This window comes from Spirosoma knui (assembly GCF_054780635.1).
This window is the reverse complement of the sequence record NZ_BAAGVY010000002.1, coordinates 125,868-151,384: the sequence shown is the minus strand read 5'-3', so window position 1 is coordinate 151,384 and position 25,517 is coordinate 125,868. Positions and strand designations below refer to the sequence as shown.

Genomic DNA, 25,517 nt, shown 5'->3' with positions numbered 1-25,517 from the left:
CGTTCCCCAAATAAATTCTTCACTAACGGCTCCACCCTGGATAAGGGCAGCGGATCTGGTGCTACGTCCAGACCATCAATCGGCCTTACTGTCTGCCAGGTGCTCTGGCGGCAACTCGTGTGTGTTCAGTCCCAATGCCAACAAAGAAGTTCGCTTTCATCAAAGTAAAACCCATACTGTTATGAATTTATTTTATCCTTTATCCAGGCTATTACAGCAGCGAGTCGCTGTCCGACTCATCATGTTGACCGCAGCAATGCTCATCACGAGCCTGATCGTTCAGGCACAAATCTCGTTCAACAACTTTACCGACACAGGTGCCCCTCCATTTAGAATAGGTCCTTACTTCATGACCCAGGTGACCGACAACACGAATGACTTTGGGACATTAACGGGCGTGGTGCCCGTGCGGGATGGCAAGAAGCTAGAGTTTGGCAAAGAATACAATTTCATCACCGAAGAATACTACTATGGCAACACATTGACGGTTATCGGGGTGGGGCCTGGTTTTCCTTGGCGTGAGGGATATTTGGGAAAGGCATACGGCAATCTTCGGACTGGAACGTCTGTACTAACCTTACCCTCGGGTACAAAGGCGTTCTATCTTTATGCCAAGCCTTTAGTAGGCACTTATGATATAACCGTTACGGCGTATAGCTATATCTATGTACCGGTAGGTGGCGGAGGGACCAGGCTCGAAAGACGTGAAGCAAAGTTTACAAAAACGGTTTCCTATCTGGAGCCCAAATACTTTGGCTTCCAGGTTGATAGTCCAATCTATGAAATAGAAAAGGTCGATGTAGAAATATCGGGAGGTACGCTTTACATCGGGGATTTTGGCTATTCGACATGCGGTCTTAACTTCTCTGCCTTTACCGCTTCCAACCAACTGACCTGTGCGACCCCTAACTCATCGACTCTGACCTATAATGTACCTGCTGGCAGCAACTATACAAACTTTTTGTTTGTCGGCCCCGACATTCCTTTGGTGCCGACAACTAACAATAAAGTTACGGCCTCTAAGCCCGGAGAGTACTTCGTTTACCCCTACAACCTAGCAACAGCAAACGAAACGGAAAACTGTCCACTCTCGCTTACCCTGACCGAAAACAAGACTCCGCCGAACGTTACCCTGGGCAATGATGGCCCGCTGAGTTGTTCTAAAGCGGTGGTTAGCATTGCGGCCACCGGTGGTTCGGCTGGAGATACGTATGCCTTTACTGGTCCCAACAACTTTAGCCAGACTGGGAGCAGCCCCACAGCCAGTGTGACAGCGGTGGGAACGTACTCGCTCGTTGTTACGGGGACTAATGGCTGTTCCGGCACAGTGGTTCAAACCACCGTAGAAAGAGATCCCACTCCGCTCACCCCCACTATCACTGGTCTGGATGCAGCCTACTGCCAGAACGCTCAGGCCATTCCACTGGCGGGTAACCCCACAGGGGGCACTTTCACCATTGACAATCAGCCCGCTACTGAGTTTACCCCGGTCAGCCTCAGCGTGGGTAGTCATACGGTCCGCTACAGCCTCACTCAGAACGGTTGCACCGGTTCCACCAGCCAGCTAGTGGAAATTAAGGCCGTACCTGATGCGAGTTACTCGGGGTTGGCGGGTTCGTACTGTGCTGATGCGGCCCCAGTTACTCTTACGCCGATCACTCCGGGGGGCACCTTCACCGGACTGGGCGTATCAGACAATACCTTCACCCCCGCCAAAGCAGGTAACGGCGGCATCATCACTTATTCGGTCATGGTCAATGGTTGCACCAGCAGCAGCCAACAGAACGTGACAGTCAATCCCGTTCCTCCAACACCCACGCTACCCGGCCTGGATGCGGCTTATTGCAAAAACGCCCAGGCCGTTACGTTAGCGGGCGATCCTCAGGGGGGCAGCTTTACGATTGATAACCAGCCAACCACTGAGTTTGCCCCAGCCAGTCTCACCGTGGGTAGCCATACCGTCCGCTATAGCCTCACTCAGAACGGATGCACCAGTTCCACCAGTCAGACGGTTGAAATTAAGGCCTTACCCAACGCTAGCTTCTCAGGGCTGGCCAGCCCCTACTGTGCTGATGCAGCCCCGGTTAGCCTTTCACCCACCACGCCGGGAGGCCTCTTCACCGGACCAGGCCTATCGGGCAACACCTTCACTCCCGCCAAGGCAGCCAACGGTGGAACCATCACATATTCGGTCACCGTCAATGGTTGCACCAATACCAGCCAGCAGAATGTGGTCGTCACCCCCCTGCCTACGCCCACTATCACTGGTCTGGATGCAGCCTACTGCCAGAACGCTCAGGCCATTCCACTGGCGGGTAACCCCACAGGGGGCACTTTCACCATTGACAATCAGCCCGCTACTGAGTTTACCCCGGTCAGCCTTAGCGTGGGTAGTCATACGGTCCGCTACAGCCTCACTCAGAATGGTTGCACAGGCTCCACCAGCCAGCTAGTGGAAATTAAGGCTATACCTACGGTCAACTTATATAACAATGGTCCCCTGACCTGCGCCAAGCCGAGCGTTACGCTGACACCTAGTCCTACCACTGGTCTCACCTTCGTGTTTAGTGGAGGAGATACTCCGCCAAACGAGAGCAATATAGCCAGGGTTAGTACTGGGGGGATTTACTCGGTTACTGCGACCAACGACAATGGCTGTTCAGCCAGCGCATCCACCACTGTTACTAGTAACACGACTGCTCCTGATCCAAGCCCGACCAACACCGGTCCCTTGTCGTTTACCAACACCAACGCTACGTTGACTGTCACTGCCAGCCCCGGAAACGTTTACAGTTATTCCTTCAGCCAAGGCGCTACTCAACAGGGCAGCAGCAACATGGCTCAGGTTACTACCGCTGGTGTTTACTCGGTGACCGTAACCCGTCAGGACAACGGCTGTACAGCAGTAGCTTCTACCACCGTAGCAGGAGGTAGCAGTCCAAACGTCTGCCGGGGCGGAACAGCGGTGATCAACGTAATCGTCGAGGGTGACCCAGTTAAGTATGAATGGTACAAGAACAGCCTGACCAGCCCCAAGCTCATGGAGACACCCCAGCTCTTCCGGGGTACGGCTACCAGCAGCTTAACGCTGATCAACGCCCAGACCAACACCCAGGGCAACTTCTTTCTCAAAGTCACCGACCGCTCAGGCAGTGTCAGGGTCTACGGGCCGTATCGGTTAACGGTCGATGGCAACTGCCGGGCTCGGGAAGTAGCCCCGTTAGAGATTCCGTTACGTATCGAGTTGGCTCCTAACCCCATCCAGCAGGAGCGGCTGCGGGCGGTGGTACGTGGTAGTGAAGGTCGTCCGCTACAGGTAGAGCTGGTTGATCTGAGCGGCAAACCGGTACGTCAGCAGCACTGGCCCCAGGCCGACAGTGAGCACCGTATTGATTGGGACATGAGCAGTCAGGCCAGCGGGCTGTATCTGTTGCAGGTCGTCAGTGAAGCGGGTAACGGTGTACCGGCTCAGCGGCAAAGCATAAAGGTTGTTAAGCCCTGATACGTACGTAGCCTGATCAGAAGCCCGGCTAATCGAAGGTTGGGCTTCTGATCAGACTGACTCGTATTCCTGATGCGGCACACAAATCACCCAAGTTCGTTTCCGTCAGTCAGTTTGTTTTAATGAAAAAAGGTTTACCCCGCTCAAACAGCTCTGATACAAGCTCCGTATTCATTTCTTACCTCAAAGATTAATTATGAACAAGCAACTTCTACAACTCGCTCACATTCGAAAGAGCTTAACTCAACTGCTGAGTTTGTTCGCTCTACTGGCACTGGCCTTCCCAGCCAGGTCCCAGTGTAATGATGTAACATTAAGCTCGCAGCAACAGGTTGATGACTTCGCTCAGTCGGGGTGTACAACTACATCCCGTGACTTAATCGTCTCGGGATTAGACATTACCAATCTAAATGGATTAAGAAACTTAACCCAGGTTGGTAACTTAGAGATTAAGGGCACCAAGCTAGCCAACCTGGAGGGGTTGAACCAACTCAAGCTTGCTTCTGACATATCGATTTCGGGCAACTCAAGCCTGACCAGCCTTAACGGATTGAGCAGCCTAACTGATGTGCAAAGTGAAATAGAAATTGATGGTAACTTATTGCTTACCAATCTAACCGGATTAAGTAGTCTGACTCTGGTAAATTATACATATATCACCAGTAATTATAGCTTAACCAGCCTACAGGGGCTGAATGGCCTTTCCCGCACGGTAGGTGGCTTATATATTACGTCTAATCCGGTATTAACTACGCTAAGCGGGCTGGATAATCTTAGGTCGATAGGAGCTAATTTAGTACTAATAAGCAACGATAGACTGACCAATCTGACGGGTCTGAACAGTCTCACCCGTGTGGCGAGTGGTGATGTACTAATCGAACGTAATAGAGAATTAACCAGCTTGGCAGGGCTGAATAATTTGACTGTGATATGGAGAGACTTCGAGATAAGCGAAAATCCGTTACTGACCAGTCTGGCGGACTTAAGTGGATTAACCTCAATTGGTGGAGTAATTAAAATCGTTGATAACTCAAGTTTAACGAACTGCGCCATTGCTGCCCTATGTGCCGCCTTAGCGAATCCACCTCAGGCCATTACAATTCAGGGCAACGCGTCTGGCTGCGCATCGAAAGAGGAAGTGCAAAGCAGGTGCCCACCTATTACCCTTACTTCCCCCGACCCGGTCAGCTCAACGGTGTGCGCCGGTGCCAGCCTGACAACCACCGTGGGCACCACGGGAAACGTAAAGACTTACCAGTGGTACAAAGATGACGCTCCCCTGGCCGGACAAACAACACCTACCCTCTCTTTGACTAACGTCGATCCTTCGGCCAGCGGAGTCTACCGTCTGGTGGCGGTTAACGCCTACAGTAGCCTGACGTCCACTGCCTTCAACCTGACGGTCAACCCTACGCCCCAAAACGTAAGCTTGAGTAACTCGGGACCTCTGTCGTTTACTAACACCAGCGTGTTGCTGATGGCCTCGGCCAGCCCCCCTGCTACCTACTCTTATCGCTTTAGCGCAGGAGCTACCCAGCAGGGCAGTAGCAATACCGCCCGAGTCACTACGACTGGTACCTATTCGGTAACGATCACAACCGCTAACGGCTGTACGGCTACCGCTACCACTACCGTGCTGGGGGGCAACAACCCCACCGTGTGCCGGGGTGGCACAGCGGTGATCAACGTAGCAGTAGAAGGTGATCCCATCCGCTATGAGTGGTACAAGAACAGTCTCACTAGCCCTAAGCTGATGGAGACGCCCCAGCTCTTTCGGGGTACGGCTACCGCCAGCCTAACCTTAATCAACGCCCAGAGCAACACCCAGGGCAACTTCTTCCTCAAAGTCACCGACCGCTCAGGTACTGTCAGAGTTTACGGTCCCTACCGACTGACGGTGGACGCTAGCTGCCGGGCTCGGGAACTGGCTCAGTTAGAAACGCCCTTGCAGGTCGAGCTAGCCCCTAACCCCATCCAGCAGGATCGGCTGCGGGCGGTGGTACGTGGTGCAGAGGGGCGTCCGCTACAGGTAGAGCTAATTGACCTAAGTGGCAAGCCCATCCGTCAGCAGCACTGGCAGCAGGCCGATAGTGAGCAACGTATCGACTGGGATATGAGCAGCCAGGCCAGTGGTGTGTACCTGTTGCAGGTCGTGAGCGAAGCTGATAAGGGTACGCCCGCTCAGCGCCAGAGTCTGAAGGTTATTAAGCCATAATCCCGTTAGATTTTTTACAAGCCCGGCGCTCCAGCGCCGGGCTTTTTTGTGCTGCTTTCCCCCTTATAATAATGCACATCATTTATTCAGGCGGTGGCGGCTTGCAGACTAGCTTACTGCCTATGTAGCTTTACAGATTCCACTCAGTAACGTGTAAGCTATTCTCAATGAAGTACGTGTTTACCCTTCTTTCCGTGTTGATTGTTTCGGCGGGCTTCTCAAGCCAACCCCGTACAGCGACATTACCAGTTCATTCCCTATTAGTTTACCGGAAAACATCAGCCTCCGTGCCATCTACCGCAGGCAACGCCCAACTACGTACGTCAGTAGCTACGACCATCCGTTACGTAAAAGCCGGAGGTATAAGCGATGGTTCTTCCTGGGGTAATGCCTCGGGCGATTTGCAAGCTATGATCAACGCATCGGCGCCAGGAGATCAGGTCTGGATAGCCGCAGGCACTTATAAGCCTACCTCAATAGCCAACTTACGGGATGCATCTTTCTCGCTTAAGGAGGGAGTAAACGTACTAGGTGGATTCACAGGCACGAGTGGTACGGAAGGTGACGCCAGCACGCGCACCGCCACTCCCTCTTCAACGACTTTATCGGGTGACCTTGGTCAGCCCGGCGAAGCCAGTGATAACGCCTACCATGTCGTCAACAACACTAACAATGGACTAACGAATGCAACTACCTTGGATGGTGTGGTTATCACCGGTGGAAATGCGAGTGGCGATTATACGAATCCTTCTGGTCAGGGAGGAGGCATGTATAACCTTGGCAGTTCGCCCACGATACTGAATTGTTTATTTACTCAAAACACGGGCACAACGGGTGGTGGACTGTATGAACAGCAGGCTAGTTCCCGAATAATCAATTGTAGTTTTATTGCGAACGATGGCAAGGGCCCTGGTGGCGGAGCAAGCGTTCTTTCAGGCAGGACTAGTTTTTCAAACTGTTTTTTTAGCCGGAACAATGGTGTAGAAGGCGGGGCAGTAGACATCCGCGGCTTATCCAATGTAACGCTTACCAACTGCACGTTTGTCTCTAATAACGCCATATTTGGAGCCTCCCTATCGAATATAGCCCCAGAGGATCAGAACAGTATTGCTACGTTGATAAACTGCTTATTATGGAATAACCAGGGGCAAAACTCTATTTACACTCGTCGCGATTCCCGTGTAATCAGCACCACGACAGCCAGGTATTGCGTATTTGAAGCGGGCACGATAGGCTATATCGACGAAGGTTACAATCAAATAATCACTAATTCGCCCTTCGTTACTGCGACAGATCCGCAATTAACTGCCTGCTCCCCCGCGGTAGATGCGGGTGATCCTACAACGACATCCGCTATGGTGGGCACGGTCGATCTGGCTGGAAACTCCCGTTTTGTGAGAAATCGCGTCGACATTGGGGCTTATGAGTACCAGGGCGCAGCCTGTCCTCAGCAGCTTAATTACGTCTACACCGTACAGGCGGGGCGATGGGATAATCCGGCCATTTGGTCAGCAGGGCGCTTACCAGCCAGTATGGATAAAGTGCTGCTGAAACATGCCATAACCATTCCTCGGAATTATCTGGCTAACGTACTAAAGCTTGAATTTGACGTATCTGGCAAATTAATCTACGAAACCGGAGGGCGTTTGTTAATAGACTAGACGCAGCATTGACGATGTGTCAGTTATAGGTTATGAAACCTAACGTATCTCATGCGCGGCCCTGCTTATTCGGGGAAAGCCCCACTGTCCAGTCAGCGTTATGCGGATTAACTCAGGCAATGGCTTGTAGGCGCTTGTCATAGATAATTGGCTTAGAACGAAGAGGCCTTTTCTGCTTTTGAGGAAGTCGCTAAACTACCGGCTCATTCTGGGGTTAGGTTGTAGGTTCCCCCGCTTAGTGGGGCGTTCGGCGAGAAAATGAATCTAACCATCACGGGCTATTCGACCGCCCTGTTTTCTACCTGGTACTTCATCGAGGAATTGCGGCTGCTCTTCGATGCCGGCGATGGGGTAGCCGCTACTCTGCTGCAGAAGTCCCGCAAGATTGAGCACATTTTCCTTTCTCATGCCGATCGGGACCACATTACAGGTTTGCTACGTTTCAACGAGCTGAACGCGCGAGAAGGCTTTCCTAAACTGTTTTTCCCGGCTGATACCCGCTCGATTGGTGCGCTGGAGGTATTTTCCAAACAGTTCGACAGCCGCGTCAACCAGACCATCTGGCAGGGTTTAGTTCACAACGAACGGGTCGCGATTCAAAAAGATCTATTTGTTCAGGCGATACGTAACAACCACGTCGTCAGCGCTCAGCCGCACGAGACAAAAAGCCTGAGCTACCAGGTTTATCAGGTAAAGCACAAACTGAAACAAGAGTTGTTAGGTCTGTCTCAGGATCAGATTATTCAGTTGGCGCACGACATTGGACGGGAAACGCTGACCGAAGACGTCCGAACGAATCTGTTGGTTTATTCCGGCGATACGCCCACCGACCAGCTTGCGCTGTGGGACAACACCCAGATTCTTATTCACGAAGCCACTTTCCTTACCGACGAAGAATTCACTACGTTAGATACGAATCGCAATCGGCATAGTACGCTCGAATCGGTATTACGTGCCGTAGCCGATCTTCGCATCGAAACGTTGATTTTGGGACATTTTTCTTCGCGGTATTCGTCCGAGGAGATTGACGCGGCCATCAGGCGCTTTTGTCAACACTTTCAGATCAAGATTCCGGTTTATCGCCTGTTGCCTGGCCAAACGCAGTGGGATATTCTTCGTAGTGATCCAATCAACTGAGACGTTTTTTCATACGGACAGCTTCCCTACTACACTAGGCGTAAGCCGCCTGTACTTTTTGCGAAGACCAGTGATATACGTGGGCTAGCGGCTACGCGCTCATCATCCGGAAACGGAAACTAAACTCAACAATTCGGTTGTTGGCTCTGTACCGATTAATTTTACCGAAATTATTAAAATCGGAGGGCTTTGAACCCTCGCAGATCCATGAGTAAACACGGACGCATTCTGGTCGCCATGAGTGGCGGCATCGACTCTTCGCTGGCAGCGGTTATGCTGCACGAAGAAGGCTACGAGGTCATTGGTATGACCATGAAAACCTGGGACTATGCCTCTTCGGGCGGTACCAAAAAAGAAACCGGCTGTTGCAGCCTCGACAGCATCAACGATGCCCGCAACATTGCCGTAAGCCTCGGCTTTCCGCATTATATCCTGGACATCCGCAACGAGTTCGGCGATTACGTAATCGACCACTTTACGGGCGAATACATCGAAGGTCGGACCCCCAACCCATGCGTGCTTTGCAATACGCACATCAAATGGGATGCGCTGCTCCGCCGGGCCGACCGTCTGGATTGTGAATTTATTGCCACCGGTCACTACGCCAACATCCGCAGCGAAAACGACCGGTACGTGATCTCGAAAGGCGTCGATACGCTGAAAGATCAGTCGTACGTGTTGTGGGGCGTGTCGCAGGAAAGCCTGAGCCGTACGAAACTGCCGTTGGGACACCTGCGTAAATCGGAGATTCGGGACATGGCTAAAGATCGGGGGTTTATTGAACTCGTGACCAAGTCCGAATCCTACGAAATCTGCTTTGTACCCGATAACGACTACCGGGGATTCCTGAAACGGCGCGTGCCGGGTCTGGAAGCCGAAGTCGCAGGGGGCAACTTCGTGATGGAAGGAACCGGCAAAGTTCTGGGTAAGCACCAGGGCTATCCGTTCTATACCATCGGCCAGCGGAAAGGGCTGGGTATGGCCTTCGGGCAACCCATGTTCGTCACCGAAATCCGGAAAGAAACGAACGAGGTAGTGCTGGGTGTCGACAAAGACCTGTACCGCGATGGCATGATCGTCAGCAAACTGAATCTGCAGAAATACGGGTCGATTGACCAGCCGATCGAAACGCTGACAAAGGTGCGCTACAAACACGATGGTACGCCCGCAACGATTTCACAAACGGGCGATACCATCGACGTCTGCTTCCACGAGGGTGTGTCGGCCATTGCTCCTGGTCAGGCGGCTGTCTTCTACGAAGGCGACGACGTAATTGGGGGCGGCTGGATCATGAAAAGCTACCGCCAAAGCGATAAGGCTACACAATTGGCCGTTACGCATGCCTAGGCCTTTTTGGCCAGTTTGCCTGTAAGTTGTGTCAGCATGGATTACTCCGGGTTTGGTGTCTTTACCGAACCCGGAGTAATCCATGCTGACGTCATACAATTAAGAAATAATAGCCGGATTCCCGAAAAAGGTGTAACATTAATCCATCGTCACACGCTTATTTCTCTCCGGTACTCATGCTTGACCTGATCATTGACGCTCGCCCTGCGTCGTTAGGCAATGGATTTAACGTTCGTCGCATTCTCCCGTATCGGCTGCGCCGGATGCTGGGGCCCTTTATTTTTATGGATCATGGCGGACCGGTCAGTATTGATCCGGCACAGATCGCAAACATGGACGTATTGCCCCATCCGCATATTGGCCTGTCAACCGTCAGCTATCTCTTCGATGGGCAGGTTACGCACCGCGATAGCCTGGGTGTGCAGCAGGTAATTCGTCCTGGCGAAGTAAACTGGATGACGGCCGGTCGGGGTATTGCCCACTCCGAACGTTTTGAAGACCCGGCTATGCTGGCCGGTGGTACGTTGGAAATGATCCAGACCTGGGTTGCCTTACCGGAATCCGTCGAAGAAAATGCCCCAACGTTCGACAATTATCAGCCCCACGAACTGCCCATCTTCACGGACAAAGGTGTCTGGATGCGCTTAATAGCGGGACAGGCATTTGGACTGCAAAACGACGTCAAAACGCATTCACCGCTATTCTACGCCCATGTCGTCCTGCAAACCGGCACCCGATTTGGCGTACCGCAGGGGTATACTGAACGAGGGGCTTATGTAGCAAAGGGCAGCGTTGAGGTAAACGGTCGGCGCTTCGGCGCTGGTCAATTGCTGATCTTTACGCCCGGCATCGACCCCGTGATTATCGCCCAGGAAACCTCTACACTCATGCTACTAGGGGGCGAACCGCTGGGCGAGCGATTCATCTGGTGGAACTTCGTGTCTTCTCGAAAAGAACGGATCGAACAGGCAAAAGCTGACTGGGAAGCGGGTCGCATTCCTCTGCCCCCTGACGACAATGCGGAATTTGTGCCGTTACCGCAGGACCGGTCGAAACCGGCGGGTTCACCCCCACCCCAAGCCTTATCCTAAGCAACCCAAATCCATTTTAGTACGTATTCGTTTGGAGAGTTAAGTAACGCCCCAGCGAAAGATGAATGCTGCTCGCGGGCTTGTGGCTAACTTTCCGTTTTTTTGTAATCAATACTTTACCTGCCTAACAAACTATGACAAAAGTCTTAACCCTGGCCATCACTATAGCCCTATTCAGCTTAGCCCACTCAACGTTCGGACAAACGCCCCCCAAAGGCCACCCGAATCCGGCCGGAGCGGGCTGGAAATACCTATTCGAAACCGATTTGTCGGATGCCAACTTCCCGAAAGGCGTCTGGAAAATGGAAGAAGGAGAGCTTACAGCCACGGCCGATATAGCCATCTGGACCAAGCAACCTTATACGGACTTCATACTCGACCTGCAGTTCAAGACCGCCGATGGCACCAACAGTGGCGTAGTGGTTCATGCCAGCGATACCACCAACTGGATACCCAACTCCGTGGAAATCCAGATTGCCGACGACTTTGCCAAGCAATGGGCCGAATCGCCCGCAAACTGGCGGAGCGGTGCCTTTTTCGGCCATCAGGCGGCCACAAAAAGTGCCGTGAAGAAGCCCGGCGAATGGAACCGCTACACCATTACCTGCCAGGGCAAGATGATCTACGTAGTGCTGAACAACCAACTGGTCAACACCATTGATCTGAACCAGTTTACGGATGCCAAGAAAAACCCCGATGGTTCGGAAGTACCGGCCTGGTTGAACAAACCAGCTGCCGAACTCCCGCTCCGGGGCTACATCGGTTTACAGGGCAAACATGCCGGAGCGCCGATCTATTTCCGGAATATGAAAATCAAGGAACTCTAGCCGGGGCGAACCCAAGCAGGCAGCGCATTTGTTGCTAAGGTATATGAATGCAGAACCTACAACCCGCCACAGCCGCGCCTTACCCGAGTTACGTTTTTCGCTTAACCTGCTCTACGTAGGTCGGTTGCTGGTCGGTATGCAGTCCACCTCCGACGTAACGGAAGACGGGATCGACGCCTTTGACGAACGGATTGAAGAGGTTACCGACGAACTGGTCGCGACAGAGTTACTGCACGAAGCGGCCGTGCTGGCGGGCGATGTGCTCGCTACGCCGACGTACCCGGCTACGTAGCCAGTGACCCTACGTAATCAGCGATGATCGGCTGTAGCCGGGGCAAAATAGCCTCAATTTCGGTTTTCTCTTCATCTGTCCAGTGTCTGGGTTCACCAAATACGCACGGTTGCAATATGCCCCACAGCTGGCCATCCTGCTGGACGTGCGCGTGTATCAGCGCACGATGACCAAATGTCTTGTGCTCGAAATCACGATTTAAGACGTCCGGCCCAGCCGTTTCGACATCGTCTACGTAGACCGATGGCTTCATGGCGAGACCAGCCCGAATCAACGGATCTTCGTTGGGCAAATCGGCAGTATCGGGTTGCCAGTTGGGCTGAATGACATTCGGAATGGTATCATCCTTGCACCAGCAAAAGGCAATCCGTCCGTGCTGCTGGTCCGGCTGCCGAACGTAGAGAAAACACCGATCAGCGGCCAAGGCGGTACCGACGGTTTGCACGAGTTGCTGTAAGGTTAACTCGGGTGACTGGTTTTGCGCCAGCAAGTGATTGATTTGCTCAGGAATCGAGTGATACGTAGCCATTCAAGCTTAACTCAGATTGGTCGGTTCGGTTCTGCTCACCGACGAATTAATTAGTCAGTCACCTGAACCGAACCGGATACAATCCCTTTTCTTTGCGCCCAAAACTTCGCTCTGTGCCCAATGCTACGTTTGCGCCCTCTTCGTGGGGTGCCCTCTTCGACATGGACGGCGTGCTGATCGACAACGTCGATTTTCACGTCAACGCCTGGCTTCAATTTGCGCATCATTACAACCGGCCGTTAACCAAAGATCAGTACCTCGAACACATCAATGGGCACGTATCGGCGGATGCCATGGCGTACGTGTTTGAGCGGCCCATCGCCGACGGCGAACTCATTGTTCTGACCGAAGAGAAAGAAGCGATTTACCGCGAGTTGTATCGGCCCCATCTGCAACCCGCGCCGGGTTTATTGACGTTTCTGGAAGCGCTCAAAACACAAGGCGTTAAACTGGCAGTCGGTACGTCGGCGCCCATGAGCAACGTTCAGTTTACCCTCGACGGCCTTCAGCTACGCCCGTATTTCGATACGGTGGTTGACGCCAGCATGGTGCAGCGCGGCAAACCCGATCCCGAAATTTACCTGAAAGCCGCTGAACGACTAGGCCTGGAGCCAGTACAATGCGTCGTGTTCGAAGATGCTTTTGCGGGTATCGAAGCGGGGCTCCGGGCGGGCATGAACGTAGTGGCGCTGGCGACCACCCACACCCGAGAAGAACTGGCCGACAGTGGTGCCAGCCTGATTATCGACAATTTCGAGGGGCTAACCGTGGATGCGATCAGCCGCTTAGTCACAACGGTTTAACGGTGAATCTACTGACTGGCCCAGGCTAATTTCGTACCTTTGCGGCCTAGTTTGTACCCGTACCAACAGCATATCCTTGAATACATCATCTGAACTTACGCTGCCCCCAGCTCGGGACGGCTTCTTTTTCCCGCCTGAATGGCACCCACACGTAGCCACCTGGCTGAGTTGGCCGCATACCGAAGCGTCCTGGACGAAAGAGCGGCAGGAGCTTATGTTTCCGGCTTACATCGATTTCATTAAGGCCATTGCCGAGAGCGAACAGGTGTGCATCAATGCACATAACGATATTGTTATTCAGTCGGCAAAACTGCGTTTGCTGGCGGCTGGTGCCGATATGAATCGGATTACACTCCTACCCCACCCCACCAACGATTCGTGGTGCCGCGATCACGGCCCGGCCTTTCTGATAAACCCGGAGAAGAAACAACGGATGATAGTGAACTGGGGCTACAACGCCTGGGGGGGCAAATATCCGCCGTTTGACCGCGACGACCTTATTCCGGTTGAGATTGCTCATTATCGGGGCATAGACTACGTAACGCCGGGGATTGTCATGGAAGGTGGCTCGGTGGAGTTCAATGGGGCCGGTACGGTGCTGACCAGCCGGGCGTGTCTGCTGAACCAGAACCGCAACAGCCACCTGACGCAGGCCGACATTGAACGGTACCTGTGCGACTACTACGGTGTACAACAGGTACTCTGGGTCGAAGAAGGCATCGTGGGTGATGATACCGACGGGCACATTGATGACACGGTCCGGTTTGTGAACGAAGACACGGTGTTAGCCGCCTATGAGCCCAATCAGAACGACGACAATTATCCGTTCTTACAGGAAATTCACCACGAACTGCGCCAGATGCGACTGCTGAATGGCAAGCAACTCAACATTGTCGAGTTGCCCATGCCTGATCCGGTCATGAGCGATGGCCTGCGGTTACCCGCTTCATACGCCAATTTCCTGATCACCAACGGCTCGGTCATCGTTCCTACGTTCCGCTGCGACAAGGACCAACCAGCGCTGGACCTGATCGGCCAGTGCTTCCCGGATCGCAAAATCATAGGCATCGATTCAACGGATATTGTCTGGGGGCTAGGTAGCTTCCACTGCCTGAGTCAGCAGGAGCCAACTGTATGATGTACGACAATAAAGTATTTCGCTCCGTTACAAACACCGCCAATGGCGAAGTGAGTGGCGATACGTTGTTTCATTACCATCAGGAAGGCCGGATTGTCTGGGCCGACTATGCAGGCGGATCGATTGCGAAAGGCTTTTTGATCGCCACCGTACAGGACGATAACAGCCTCGATATGCGCTATCAGCACGTCAATACACAAGGCGAACTGATGACCGGTCGCTGTCAGTCTACACCAGAACTTCTGCCCGACGGCCGAATTCGGCTGCACGAGCGCTGGCAGTGGACCAGTGGCGACGGCTCATCGGGTCAGTCTATTGTTGAAGAAGTTCACCCGTTGGCTTAACTCATCATGCGAAGCTGCTTACTCTGTTTGATTCCGATGCTGGCGTTCGTTGGCTGCGCCCGTCAGCCAGCGCTCACTGCCGAGCTAGCGCCCCGATCCCTGAAAGCAGTAAATCTGGAAGAAACCGTGAGTCGGCGCGACGAGCTGATGATGGCGTATTCGTTAACCAGCTACGATGCGGCTAACAAACCGGTTGCCGTAGTAAACGGAGGCTGGGGCGTTGAAACGGTACAGAAAGGGCAAACTCTCGATCTACAGGCATCCGGCCCACGCCAGGCTCAGCCGATTCAGCTCGAACTACCCCGTAACGGCAAAATCGTAGCCTCACTCGTCTTGATTGAGGTTGATGATTACAACCGGGCGAAGCAACTGCTAGAGCAAGTTCGAAAAGTGCATAACCTGGTGAGTGGGCCAGCCGCGTTTCTGATTACGGCAACCGAAGTGCTAACGCCATTAAAGTACGTAGCGGCTGGCTTAGCCGCTTCGGGTGTTGGCCTCAAACTGGTGGATCAGCTCGACGATGATGACTTGCTGGGCCAAAGCAGTATGGAAATAGCGGAGGCTCAGTTCCGGCAGAAAAAGCAGCGATTCGTGCGCGTTCCGGCCATATTTACCGGTCAAAACCTGCGCGACGCGTTTGAGTACCGGCTTGAGTACGACATTACCCTAAAAACTGTGAAGATTCGCCCTGTACGCTAACCAGCAACTTTGTCGTTACTACGTAAACCTAGTTCTCACCGTCAGCTATCTCTATCCTGTACTGATTCGAGCGAATGTTTTTACCCTCAAATTTGTTCGTATACTATCCTGACATCACATTTTTCCGACGCTATGCGCCACCTCACCGGCGGTCTTTTGCTGGCTTTTTTTGTTACAGCCTGTAAAACAACCGCACCCGTCGTTCAGCAAACACCCCCACAACCGGTTATTCTGACGCTGGGTAACAAAGACTTTTCCACCGACGATTTCTTTCAGTCGTTCACGAAGAACCAGCTTTCGTCTGATTCCGCCCAGCGGACGGACGTAAAAGACTATTTTGATCTGTACACGAACCTGAAGCTGAAAGTGCTGGCGGCCGAAACCGAAGGCCGAGACACGACGGAGGCCTTCCGCGAAGAGATGAATACGTACCGGAAGCAGTTGGCGCAGTCGTATCTAACCGACAAAGTGCTGGTCGAATCCATGGCGGCCGAAGCGTATCAGCGGATGCAGGAAGAACTCAGTATCGCTCACATCCTAATCCCTGTCGTTGAAGATGCCGCTCCGGCTGATACCCTGGCCGCGTACCAAGCCATTCAGACTATTCACAAACAGGCGTTGGCGGGTGAAGACTTTGCCAAACTGGCCCGTGAGCAATCGAAGGATGCCATTACCGCTCCTAAAGGGGGCGATCTGGGATACATCACAGCATTTTCGGCGATTTATCCGCTGGAAAATGCGGCCTATGCTACCCCCGCCGGACGGGTTTCTGCACCCATACGTACTCGTTTTGGCTATCACTTGATCAAGGTCAATGACCGCCGTCCGAGTCGGGGACGAATCAATGCCGCTCACATTCTGGTTCGGATGAGTCCAAGCGCCGACGAAGCCGGACAGGCAGCGGCTCAGCGTCGTATCGATGCGGCCTACGCCCGCCTGCAAAAAGGCGAGTCGTTCGAGACGGTTTGCCGCGAAGTATCCGATGACCTTACGTCCCGCAACAATGGGGGCGTATTACCCGCGTTTACAACGGGTCGGCATGTCCCCGCCTTTGAAGATGCCGCCTTTGCCCTCAGGAACCCCGGCGATTATTCGCAGCCGGTACGTACCAACTATGGCTGGCACATCATCAAGCTCATCAGCCGGGTAGGTCTCGAACCGTATACCGAACTGGCTCCCGCTCTGCGCCAGCGGGTCACGACCGATACGCGCGCCGACGTGCTACGTCAGGCAACAGTTCAGCGGTTGCGGAAAGAGTATTCGGTAAACGAAGACAAAGCTGTGGTAACTACAGCGCTTACCAAAGCTGACAGCAGTTTGTTACGTGGTCAGTGGAAATACACTGAACCACTTGAGCCGGGTCTGCAAAACAAAGCGATTGTAACGGTCGCCGATAAGCCCTACACGGCTAATGAGTTCTTCGCGTACGTTCGCCAGCGCCAGCAACCGCAGCGGAATCCAGCTTTACCAGCCGCAGCCGTTCAGGCAACATCCCCTTTAGGTTCGCCGACTACGGCCATGCGTCGACTGCTCGACCGGTTTATCGGCGACCAGTTAATTGCGACCGAAGAAGCTAATCTGGACAAGAAGTCACCGGAGTTTCGATCACTGCTCAGCGAAATCCGCGACGGGGTGCTGTTGTCACAGGTGATGGAGCGCAATGTCTGGGAGCGATCGATGGCAGACTCAACGGGCCAGCGGCAGTATTACGAGCAGAACAAAGAAAAGTACCGTTTTCCGGAACGCGCCGTAGCCACGATTATCGTCGCGCAAAACGACGCCCTGCTGAAGCAGGCCACCGATATGCTCAACGGCAAACCACCGTATCAGCTTCGCCGGTCGGCCCCCGATCTGGCCTACGACAAAAATCAAACAGCGCTGACGCCAGCCCTGCGCGAAACCCTGTTCGACGTACTGGTGGCCATGACCCGCAATCCCGAGTATATTGTAGAAGTGACCGGCTCCCACGATCCGTCCGAAGCCGATTCGGTGTCGACCAGTCGCATCCGGGCCGTCGTTACGTATCTGCAACAGAACGGCATTGCGCTAAGCCGCATCATGGAGAAAGATTACCAGGGCGCGCGGCCCGGCCTGACGGCAGCGGCCGACCAAAAAGTGCATCGGCGGGTGACGTTCCAGTATTTCTCTACGGCCAAAACCGACGTAGCGAAAGTGCTCAGCAGCAAAACACAGGCGGCTTCGGATACGCCTGCCGTGACCATTCTGGAAGGAGCGTTTGCCCAGGGCGCTAACCCATATCTGGACAGCATTACCCAATGGAAGGTAGGCACAACGACCCTGCAACGGGATAATAAAGCGATTTCGGTTATCATCGACCGCATTGAACCAGCGCGGGCCAAAACGTTTGCCGAAGCCCGGGGAACCGTTATTAATGACTATCAGTCGGTGCTCGAACAGCAGTGGATCGCTCAGCTTCGGCAGAAGTATCCGGTGAAAGTAAACGAAGACGAGATTCGTAAACTCACTAAATAACTCCGCCAACCGCGTCCCGACCATGACGGCTCAGGAAAGCTGCGTGCGTTGGTTGTAAACTTAAAAAACCTTAAAAGTCAGGGCGCTACACGTTCTGTTCGTATATTTAGACATGAAAAGAAGAATTAGCAGTGCGTTCGTTCTATTGGTTGGCTGGTGTCTGACGGCCCCCGTGTTTGGGCAAGGTCAGGGAATCAGCCTGAACAAGATCATTGCCAAGGTTGACAACTACTACGTATTACGGTCCGATCTGGAAGAAGCGTACCAGTCGTACGTGGGGCAGAACCAGACTCCCCCGCAGAAGTGCCAGCTTTTGGAGAGTTTGGTTATCAATAAGATGATGCTCGCCAAAGCCGAGATTGACTCGGTTGTCGTCGAAGAAAAACTGGTTGACAGTGAGCTTGACTCGCGGATGCAGTATATGGCGCAGCAGTTCGGCTCGGAGAAGAACATTGTCGAAGCCTACGGCAAAAGCCTGGAGATGCTCAAGAGCGAATTACGCCAGCAGGTAAGAGACCAAAAGATCGTTCAGAAGATGCAGCAGAAAATCACGACGGACGTCAAGGTGACCCCGCGTGAGGTCCGTAAATTCTTCGATGCGATTCCTAAAGATAGTTTGCCGTACATGCCCGCCGAAGTAGAAGTCGGTCAGATCGTTCGCTTTGCCAAACCGACGAAAGAACAGAAAGAGGCATTGCGTCAGCGACTGCTCGACATTAAGAAGCGCGTTGAAGCCGGTGAAGATTTCGCCAAACTAGCCAAAGAAACTTCCGAAGACGTTGGCTCCGCACAAAACGGGGGTGACCTGGGCTTTGCCAAGCGGGGTATGATGGTGGCCCCCTTCGAAGGCGCGGCCCTGAAACTTAAGCCCAACGAGCTGTCGGATATTGTTGAATCGGAGTTCGGTCTGCACCTGATTCAGTTGCTGGAAACCCGGGGAGCTGAATACCACGCCCGGCACATTCTGTTACGTCCTGATTACAACCGGTTAGACCTGACCGGTCCAACGCGTTATCTGGACAGCCTGCGTACGCTGATTCAGATTGACTCGTTGAAGTTTGACAAAGCCGCTCACGACTTCTCGGAAGATAAAGCGACCGCCGATGCCGGTGGCCTGCTACGTGATCCACAATCGGGCAGCAGCCGCTTAGCGATGGACGGTTCTATGGAGTACGCGCTGTTCCAGATGCTGGACACCATGAAAGTGGGCAGCGTTTCGGCGGCCCTTCCGTACCGGACCGAAGATGGCAAGAGCGCCGTTCGGCTGCTCTATTTCAAGAGCAAAGTGGCTCCGCATACCGCCGACTTCAAACTAGACTTTGAAAAACTTCAGAATATCGTGCTGACTAACAAAAAGAATACGGCCATCGACAGCTGGTTCCGGAAGTCAGTTGCGGATGTATATATCACCGTTGATCCCGAATTTCAGGGGTGCCGAATCTTTGGTACCACGCAGGGAAGTGCCGCCAGTTTGGGTGGAAGCAGCGGCAATGAATGATTGAATAATGTTTGCAGAAATAAATGACCAGCAAAGCAGCAATAATGCTAATTTGCTGGTCATTCGTTCTGGGGCTTTCCTCATTATTCAGTTTCTGTTTTTCCTTACTCAATTATCCGTTAACAAATGCCTTATTCATCCGATGTCGCGGCTGCGGAAGCCCTTTCCAATTCCTACCAGAAATTAAAAACCGAAATCTCTAAAGTTGTCATTGGTCAGGACGAAACCGTGCGGCTGCTGCTGACGGCGATCTTCTGTCAGGGGCACTGCCTGCTGGTTGGGGTGCCGGGATTAGCAAAGACGCTGTTGATCCAGACCATTGCCGGAGCACTCGACCTGGATTTCAATCGGATTCAGTTCACGCCGGACTTAATGCCTTCTGACATCCTGGGTTCGGAAACCCTTGACCAGGAACGTAATTTCAAGTTCATCAAAGGACCCGTTTTCGCCAACATCATCCTCGCCGATGAGATCAACCGGACTCCCCCTAAAACGCAGTCGGCTCTGCTGGAAGCGATGCAGGAGTACGCCGTTACCATCGCCGGTCAGAAATACAGCTTAGGTCGGCCGTTCTTCGTGCTTGCCACGCAGAACCCCATTGAGCAGGAAGGTACGTATCCCCTGCCCGAAGCGCAGCTCGACCGCTTCATGTTCAATATTTACCTGGATTATCCTTCGTATCAGTCGGAGCTGGACATTGTGAAAAATACGACGTCGGATCAGCGCTACGAAGTGCAGCGCGTGATCACCGGCGAAGAAATCCGCGACTTCCAGCATCTGGTTCGTCGCGTACCTGTCGTCGACAACGTAGTGGAATACGCAGTTAAGCTGGTGCACAAAACCCGGCCGAATACCGAAATGGCGGCCACGGATGCGAACCAGTATTTAGAGTGGGGAGCTGGCCCACGGGCTTCGCAGGCCCTGATTCTGGCGGCAAAATGCAATGCACTGCTCAACGGAAAATACTCGCCGGATATTGAAGATGTACGGGCCGTAGCCTTGCCCATTCTTCGTCACCGCGTGGTGCGTAATTTCAAAGCCGAAGCGGAAGGCATTTCGGTTGAACAGCTCATCAAGCGATTGATGTAGAGAAAAAAGAAGGACGCAAGAGAAAAGACGTAAGACACAAGATAAGAGAGGTGCAATCTGCATTCTTTCAACTTGTGACTTACGTCTTTTCTCTTACGTCCCTTAGACCGTTCTAGTCGTCGTTGCGGTTCTCGTTGTTACTCTTTCCGAGATAATCGTCGTTGGTCATTCCATTCGACTCATCGTCTACCCCCGTTGGCTTCACATTCTCGGTTTCTTCGTGAACCAGAAAGCCGTTGTTTCCCTGCGATTCCTCTTTGCCGTGGTAGCCTTTTTCTTCTTTCGATTCCATACCGTTTCGTCAGTTTATTTACGTTAAAAACTGCGCTGCGCCGGAATGGTTACGGGAAGCTAGCGCTGGAGCCACCAAACCGCAGCTGGGTCAACGGCGATACCCACCTGCTGACCAACGTATAAATTCGTTCGCGTAGTTAGCATACGCAGACAAACGTAACGGCTTAGCTCGACTTCAAGCTCGTAGTGACTACCTTTAAAATAAACGGCACGTATCATACCCGGTCTACCAGCCTCATCAAGCCGTATCTGTTCGGGCCGTAGGCACAACAACGCATCGGCCTTATCGGATTCGGGCAGTCCTAATAGCGGCAGGTGTTTTCCTTTGAAAATATTAGCCACACCCGTCATCTGGGCGGCATAAGCAGTTAAAGGCTGGTGATATACGGATATAGGCGTATCTAATTGAATTAACCGGCCATCGCGCAGGATACCCAGCTTATCAGCGATAGACAACGCGTCAGTGGCGTCGTGCGTGACAAACAGACAGGACGTATCATCGTGTCGAACCAGATCGAACAGCAGGTCACGCACGATGAGCCGGTTTGGCAAATCGAGGTGGCTGAACGGCTCATCCAGCAGCAAGACGGTCGGCTTATCGGCAACGGCGCGGGCTATGGCGGTTCGCTGTTTTTCCCCGCCCGATACGTTACGTGGCAATCTTGCCTGCACCTCCGTTAACCGACACAGCTTGAGGAGCTGATCAACGCGGTAATCACGGTAGCTTTTCTCGAAGTAACGTAAGGCATAGGCGATGTTGTCGCGTACCGATACGTTCGGCATGAGCTGGTATTCCTGGTGCACCAACCGAATACCCGCGTGACCGGGTACCAACACCTCTGATGGTCCCGGTACTCGCTCGTTGTTGAGCCGAACTTCACCCGCGTCAGCGTCGGCTAAACCGGCCAGTACATTCAGTAATGTACTCTTACCCGAACCACTGGCACCTACCAACGCCATGACCTGACCCGTTTCGAGGGTGAATGATACGTTCCGAACGGCCTGTACGGTATCGTCAGTAAGGTCAGTAAACGATTTTGAGAGTTTGGAGGCTGTCAGCATTCCGTTCTGTCAATGGGTCAACGTGAGTTATAGTTCTAGAATACGCTAGCTAATTGATTGACAGGACGTTGCTGACGTGTCAGCCATTTATCCATAATTCACCTTACTCCGTGGTCGGTAAGGTGAATTATGGAGTAAGGTGAATTACTTTTTTGTCATTCCAACTTTGGGAGGAATCTTCTCGCATTGAGAATAATGCTAGCCAGAGAAGATTCCTCCTAAAGTCGGAATGACAAAATCAGGTAAAAAAGAGAACGTAACAGCTTGCCGTTGAACCCGGCATTAGAATATAAAATTTGTACTCAAGAACTCGGATTTGTGATGTCCGACAATGTCGTTTAGAATCTGCTTGTTCGCTCCGGTGTCTTTAGTAGCCACTGCCGAACGGATCGAGAACGAGCGCAGCGCATCTTCCACCGATAACGTTCCTTCAGCCGAATCTTTACGCCCCGTAAACGGAAACGTATCGGGTCCGCGCTGGCACTGCGCGTTAATGTTCACGCGACTCACCAGGTTTACCAATGGGTCGATAAGTTGAGCGATGGCATTCGGATCGGTACCGAAGATACTGGCCTGCATACCGTGATCGTCTGTGATCAGATAGTCGATAAACTCTTCCTCGTCGTCGTAGGGCACCACCGGAATTACCGGGCCGAACTGCTCCTCGCGGTACAATCGCATGCCTTCTTTAACCGGATAGACAACCGCCGGTTTGAACAACGAAGCTGTCACTTCTCCCCCACCGTCGTTGACAATCGACGCGCCCCCCGCTTTCGCATCCGCGATGATGTCGGCCAGGTATTCAGTTTTGTGCGGTTCAGGCAATGGCGTAATCTGCGCCCCGTCGTTCCAGGGCATGCCCAATTTCTGTTTGCTTACTTCGGGGTTGAAGCGCTTCAAAAACTCATCAACAACAGACCGGTGCGCCCAGATAATCTTGATTGCGGTACACCGCTGTCCGTTGAATGACAGGGAGCCGAGCAAACATTCTTTTACGGCCACATCCAGATCCGCGTCGGGCAGAATGATGGCCGCATTCTTCGCATCCAGGCTCATCACCGACCGAAGGCGGTTGAGTTTGGGGTGCTGCCGCTGCAACTGATCGGCCACCCGGCTCGAGCCAATGAGCGTCAGTACGTTCACCTTACCCGACTGCATCACAGGCGGTACTACGTCGGCACCACGGCCGTACAGCGAGTTGACTACACCTTTCGGAAAACTGGTCCGAAAGGCTTCGAGCAGCGGGTAATGCAGTAACGAACCATGCTTAGGCGTTTTGAACAGGATCGTGTTACCCATCAGAATAGCCGGAATCAGGGTCGTGTAGGTTTCGTTGAGCGGGTAGTTGAACGGTCCCATCGCCAGCACAACGCCAAGCGGTGAACGCCGGATTTGCCCAATTATCCCCTCCTCGATCCGGAACCGCGACGAATTACGGTCCATGTTTTTGAGCGTATCGATGGTATCGTAGATGTACTTTACGGTTCGATCGAACTCTTTAGTGGCGTCGGCCAGGTTCTTACCGATCTCCCACATAATCAGATTAATAACCAGTTTCCGCTGCTCCAGCATTTTGCCGACGAACGTTTCCATGCATTCGATTCGGCCAGCTACCGACATTTGCGGCCACTCACCCCGTCCATTATCATAAGCGGCTACGGCCGCATCAAGAGCTTCCAGCGCTTCCTTGGGCGTTGTGACCGGGAAGCTCCCAACGAGTTGCCGTTTTAACGTTCCGTCGGCATCCGGAATGCAAATAGGTGAATAGACCTCGGAAACAGGGCCATTCCACAGGCGCATCTCTCCGTTGAGCAAGTACTCGCGTTGGTGAATGGGCTCAATTTGATAATCGGCGGGAATTTGAGCAGCCTCTTTAGGAAAAAGAGCCGCCAATTCAGGTGATTGGGTAGTGGTCATGTTGTAAAGAAGGTTGTATTGGAAACTGATTACCTCGCTGATGATCAATAACCGGGATCATGCATTGAGATGCCCAAAGTTAAGCAAGCTGCCTATATTTCCGTGTCGTTCAGTTTATCGCTGGCCCCTAACCGTCGACAATCGTTGCTATACCACATTTTACGAGTTATCGGTTATTGCCATCCAGATTAGCCACGAAGTTTTACTTTTGCTTGGGTTAGCAAATTGTATTGTGTTTTGGCGGCAACCATTCTTTTAATTGACGACGAAGACCGGCTTCGTCAACTCCTGGCACGCATCCTCAGCCTGGAAGGCTACACTGTTCTGGAAGCTGCCGATGCGCGAAGTGGCTTAAAAACCCTCGAACGCGAGGAGGTACAGCTCGTTATCAGCGACGTAAAGCTCCCCGACAAAAACGGTATCGAGTTAACCACGCTGATTAAACAGGCGTACTCTGCTACCGAAGTCATTGTCTTAACCGCTTACGGCACCATCGCTGATGGCGTGGCCGCCATTAAGAATGGGGCTTTTGATTACATCACGAAGGGCGACGATAACGACAGGATTATTCCCCTGGTGAGTCGGGCTATTGAGAAAGCCGAGTTGCAGTTTCGCATCCGGCAGTTAGAGCAGCAGGTGAGCAAGCGGTACGGGTTCGACAGCATCATCGGTCGGTCGCGGGCCGTGCAACAGGCTATTGATCTAGCCCAAAAAGTGGCCGTAACTGATACAACGGTACTTCTAACGGGTGAGACGGGCACCGGTAAGGAAGTATTTGCCCAAGCCATTCATTACGCCAGTCTTCGCCGGAAAGGCCCATTCGTTGCAATCAATTGCGGTGCCTTGAGCAAAGAGATTCTGGAAAGCGAGCTGTTTGGCCATCGGGCGGGTGCATTCACCGGTGCCAGCCGCGACCAGAAGGGCTTATTCTCGGAAGCTGACAAAGGCACTCTTTTTCTAGATGAGATCGGAGAGATGCCCCTCGATTTACAGGCCAAACTGTTACGGGTGCTCGAAACGCATGAGTTCATGCGCGTCGGCGATACCAGACCCACGCAGGTAGATGTGCGTGTAGTAGCCGCTACTAACCGGAGCCTGGAACAGGAAGCCCATGCAGGTCATTTTCGGCTGGATCTATATTATCGGCTGTCGGTATTTTCGATTGAACTTCCTGCCCTCCGCGACCGCCGTGACGATATTCCGGCGCTGGCCACATTTTTTGCCCAGCGCGACGCAATCAAACTTGGCAAACGCGATCTACAACTCAGCCCGGAGTTTATTCAGAAGTTGCAGCAACATCCGTGGAAGGGGAATATCCGGGAGTTGAAAAACGTCATCGAACGAGCGGTTATTCTTGCCGACGGGCCGTATTTGAAACCGGACGATCTACCGGTAGACATCCGCGATGGAAACGCATTTACTGGCAGCCATGATTTAACGCTGGATACGTTGGAACGGCAGCATATCGGTCGTATTCTGCAACTGACCAACAACCAGAAAGTTGAAGCCGCTCGTTTACTGGGCATTTCTCTGGCGACACTCTACCGAAAGTTGGATGAATATGGCCTGAAAAAGTAAG

General features: G+C 52.8%; 20 protein-coding genes. 16 read left to right on the top strand and 4 right to left on the bottom strand.

Annotation, left to right across the window (positions count from 1 at the left end):
- The first annotated feature begins 181 nt into the window (after positions 1 to 181).
- From ACYVIY_RS05420 to ACYVIY_RS05385, 8 genes are all read left to right on the top strand, one after another.
- The gene (locus tag ACYVIY_RS05420) at positions 182 to 3,502 is read left to right on the top strand and encodes a hypothetical protein (RefSeq protein WP_460975277.1); all 3,321 of its coding nucleotides are present in this window, start codon (positions 182 to 184) and stop codon (positions 3,500 to 3,502) included.
- A gap of 196 nt (positions 3,503 to 3,698) precedes the next feature.
- Positions 3,699 to 5,717 (top strand): T9SS type A sorting domain-containing protein, encoded by a 2,019-nt coding sequence (locus ACYVIY_RS05415; protein ID WP_460975276.1) that lies wholly within the window; start codon positions 3,699 to 3,701, stop codon positions 5,715 to 5,717.
- Positions 5,718 to 5,884: 167 nt separating this feature from the next.
- The gene (locus ACYVIY_RS05410) at positions 5,885 to 7,378 is read left to right on the top strand and encodes a choice-of-anchor Q domain-containing protein (RefSeq protein ID WP_460975275.1); all 1,494 of its coding nucleotides are present in this window, start codon (positions 5,885 to 5,887) and stop codon (positions 7,376 to 7,378) included.
- A 258-nt stretch (positions 7,379 to 7,636) separates the two neighbouring features.
- Positions 7,637 to 8,515, top strand: coding sequence for an MBL fold metallo-hydrolase (locus tag ACYVIY_RS05405; protein ID WP_460975274.1), 879 nt, complete (start codon positions 7,637 to 7,639; stop codon positions 8,513 to 8,515).
- 207 nt (positions 8,516 to 8,722) lie between these two features.
- Positions 8,723 to 9,862, top strand: a complete 1,140-nt coding sequence (gene mnmA, locus ACYVIY_RS05400; protein ID WP_460975273.1) for a tRNA 2-thiouridine(34) synthase MnmA — start codon at positions 8,723 to 8,725, stop codon at positions 9,860 to 9,862.
- 176 nt (positions 9,863 to 10,038) lie between these two features.
- Complete coding sequence (locus ACYVIY_RS05395; RefSeq protein ID WP_460975272.1) at positions 10,039 to 10,953, top strand: pirin family protein; 915 nt, start codon at positions 10,039 to 10,041, stop codon at positions 10,951 to 10,953.
- A gap of 134 nt (positions 10,954 to 11,087) precedes the next feature.
- Positions 11,088 to 11,780 (top strand): 3-keto-disaccharide hydrolase, encoded by a 693-nt coding sequence (locus tag ACYVIY_RS05390; protein WP_460975271.1) that lies wholly within the window; start codon positions 11,088 to 11,090, stop codon positions 11,778 to 11,780.
- 43 nt (positions 11,781 to 11,823) lie between these two features.
- Positions 11,824 to 12,072 (top strand): hypothetical protein, encoded by a 249-nt coding sequence (locus ACYVIY_RS05385; RefSeq protein ID WP_460975270.1) that lies wholly within the window; start codon positions 11,824 to 11,826, stop codon positions 12,070 to 12,072.
- On the opposite strand, the gene ACYVIY_RS05380 is transcribed toward ACYVIY_RS05385, so the two are convergent.
- Positions 12,065 to 12,601, bottom strand: coding sequence for a GAF domain-containing protein (locus tag ACYVIY_RS05380; protein WP_460975269.1), 537 nt, complete (start codon positions 12,599 to 12,601; stop codon positions 12,065 to 12,067). The genes ACYVIY_RS05385 and ACYVIY_RS05380 overlap by 8 nt on opposite strands.
- A 92-nt stretch (positions 12,602 to 12,693) precedes the next feature.
- Here ACYVIY_RS05380 and ACYVIY_RS05375 point away from each other — a divergent pair, with 92 nt between their 5' ends.
- The 7 genes from ACYVIY_RS05375 to ACYVIY_RS05345 all read left to right on the top strand — a co-directional run bounded on the left by ACYVIY_RS05375 (position 12,694) and on the right by ACYVIY_RS05345 (position 20,665).
- Complete coding sequence (locus tag ACYVIY_RS05375; RefSeq protein WP_460975268.1) at positions 12,694 to 13,404, top strand: HAD family hydrolase; 711 nt, start codon at positions 12,694 to 12,696, stop codon at positions 13,402 to 13,404.
- A gap of 76 nt (positions 13,405 to 13,480) precedes the next feature.
- Complete coding sequence (locus ACYVIY_RS05370) at positions 13,481 to 14,542, top strand: agmatine deiminase family protein (protein WP_460975267.1); 1,062 nt, start codon at positions 13,481 to 13,483, stop codon at positions 14,540 to 14,542.
- Positions 14,542 to 14,886, top strand: coding sequence for a n-acetylglutamate synthase (locus ACYVIY_RS05365; RefSeq protein ID WP_460975914.1), 345 nt, complete (start codon positions 14,542 to 14,544; stop codon positions 14,884 to 14,886). The genes ACYVIY_RS05370 and ACYVIY_RS05365 overlap by 1 nt, the downstream gene beginning before the upstream one ends.
- Positions 14,887 to 14,892: 6 nt before the next feature.
- Entirely contained in the window at positions 14,893 to 15,585 is a 693-nt protein-coding gene (locus ACYVIY_RS05360; RefSeq protein WP_460975266.1) for a putative periplasmic lipoprotein, read from the top strand.
- 132 nt (positions 15,586 to 15,717) lie between these two features.
- A complete protein-coding gene (locus ACYVIY_RS05355; protein ID WP_460975265.1) occupies positions 15,718 to 18,078 on the top strand; it encodes a peptidylprolyl isomerase in 2,361 nt (786 codons plus the stop codon).
- A 112-nt stretch (positions 18,079 to 18,190) separates the two neighbouring features.
- Positions 18,191 to 19,576 (top strand): peptidylprolyl isomerase, encoded by a 1,386-nt coding sequence (locus ACYVIY_RS05350; RefSeq protein ID WP_460975264.1) that lies wholly within the window; start codon positions 18,191 to 18,193, stop codon positions 19,574 to 19,576.
- A gap of 126 nt (positions 19,577 to 19,702) precedes the next feature.
- A complete protein-coding gene (locus ACYVIY_RS05345; protein ID WP_460975263.1) occupies positions 19,703 to 20,665 on the top strand; it encodes an AAA family ATPase in 963 nt (320 codons plus the stop codon).
- Between the two features lie 112 nt (positions 20,666 to 20,777).
- Here the strand turns inward: ACYVIY_RS05345 and ACYVIY_RS05340 are convergent, their stop codons facing one another.
- The 3 genes from ACYVIY_RS05340 to ACYVIY_RS05330 all read right to left on the bottom strand — a co-directional run bounded on the left by ACYVIY_RS05340 (position 20,778) and on the right by ACYVIY_RS05330 (position 23,938).
- A complete protein-coding gene (locus ACYVIY_RS05340; RefSeq protein WP_460975262.1) occupies positions 20,778 to 20,957 on the bottom strand; it encodes a hypothetical protein in 180 nt (59 codons plus the stop codon).
- A gap of 59 nt (positions 20,958 to 21,016) precedes the next feature.
- Positions 21,017 to 22,021 carry an ABC transporter ATP-binding protein gene (locus ACYVIY_RS05335; RefSeq protein WP_460975261.1) on the bottom strand — a complete coding sequence of 335 codons (1,005 nt, stop codon included), beginning with the start codon at positions 22,019 to 22,021 and terminating at the stop codon, positions 21,017 to 21,019.
- A gap of 282 nt (positions 22,022 to 22,303) precedes the next feature.
- Positions 22,304 to 23,938 carry an NADP-dependent glyceraldehyde-3-phosphate dehydrogenase gene (locus ACYVIY_RS05330; RefSeq protein ID WP_460975260.1) on the bottom strand — a complete coding sequence of 545 codons (1,635 nt, stop codon included), beginning with the start codon at positions 23,936 to 23,938 and terminating at the stop codon, positions 22,304 to 22,306.
- Positions 23,939 to 24,175: 237 nt separating this feature from the next.
- Between ACYVIY_RS05330 and ACYVIY_RS05325 the strand changes: the two genes are divergently transcribed.
- Positions 24,176 to 25,516: a sigma-54-dependent transcriptional regulator gene (locus ACYVIY_RS05325; RefSeq protein WP_460975259.1), complete on the top strand. Its 1,341-nt coding sequence runs from the start codon at positions 24,176 to 24,178 to the stop codon at positions 25,514 to 25,516.
- The last annotated feature ends 1 nt before the right edge of the window (position 25,517 follow it).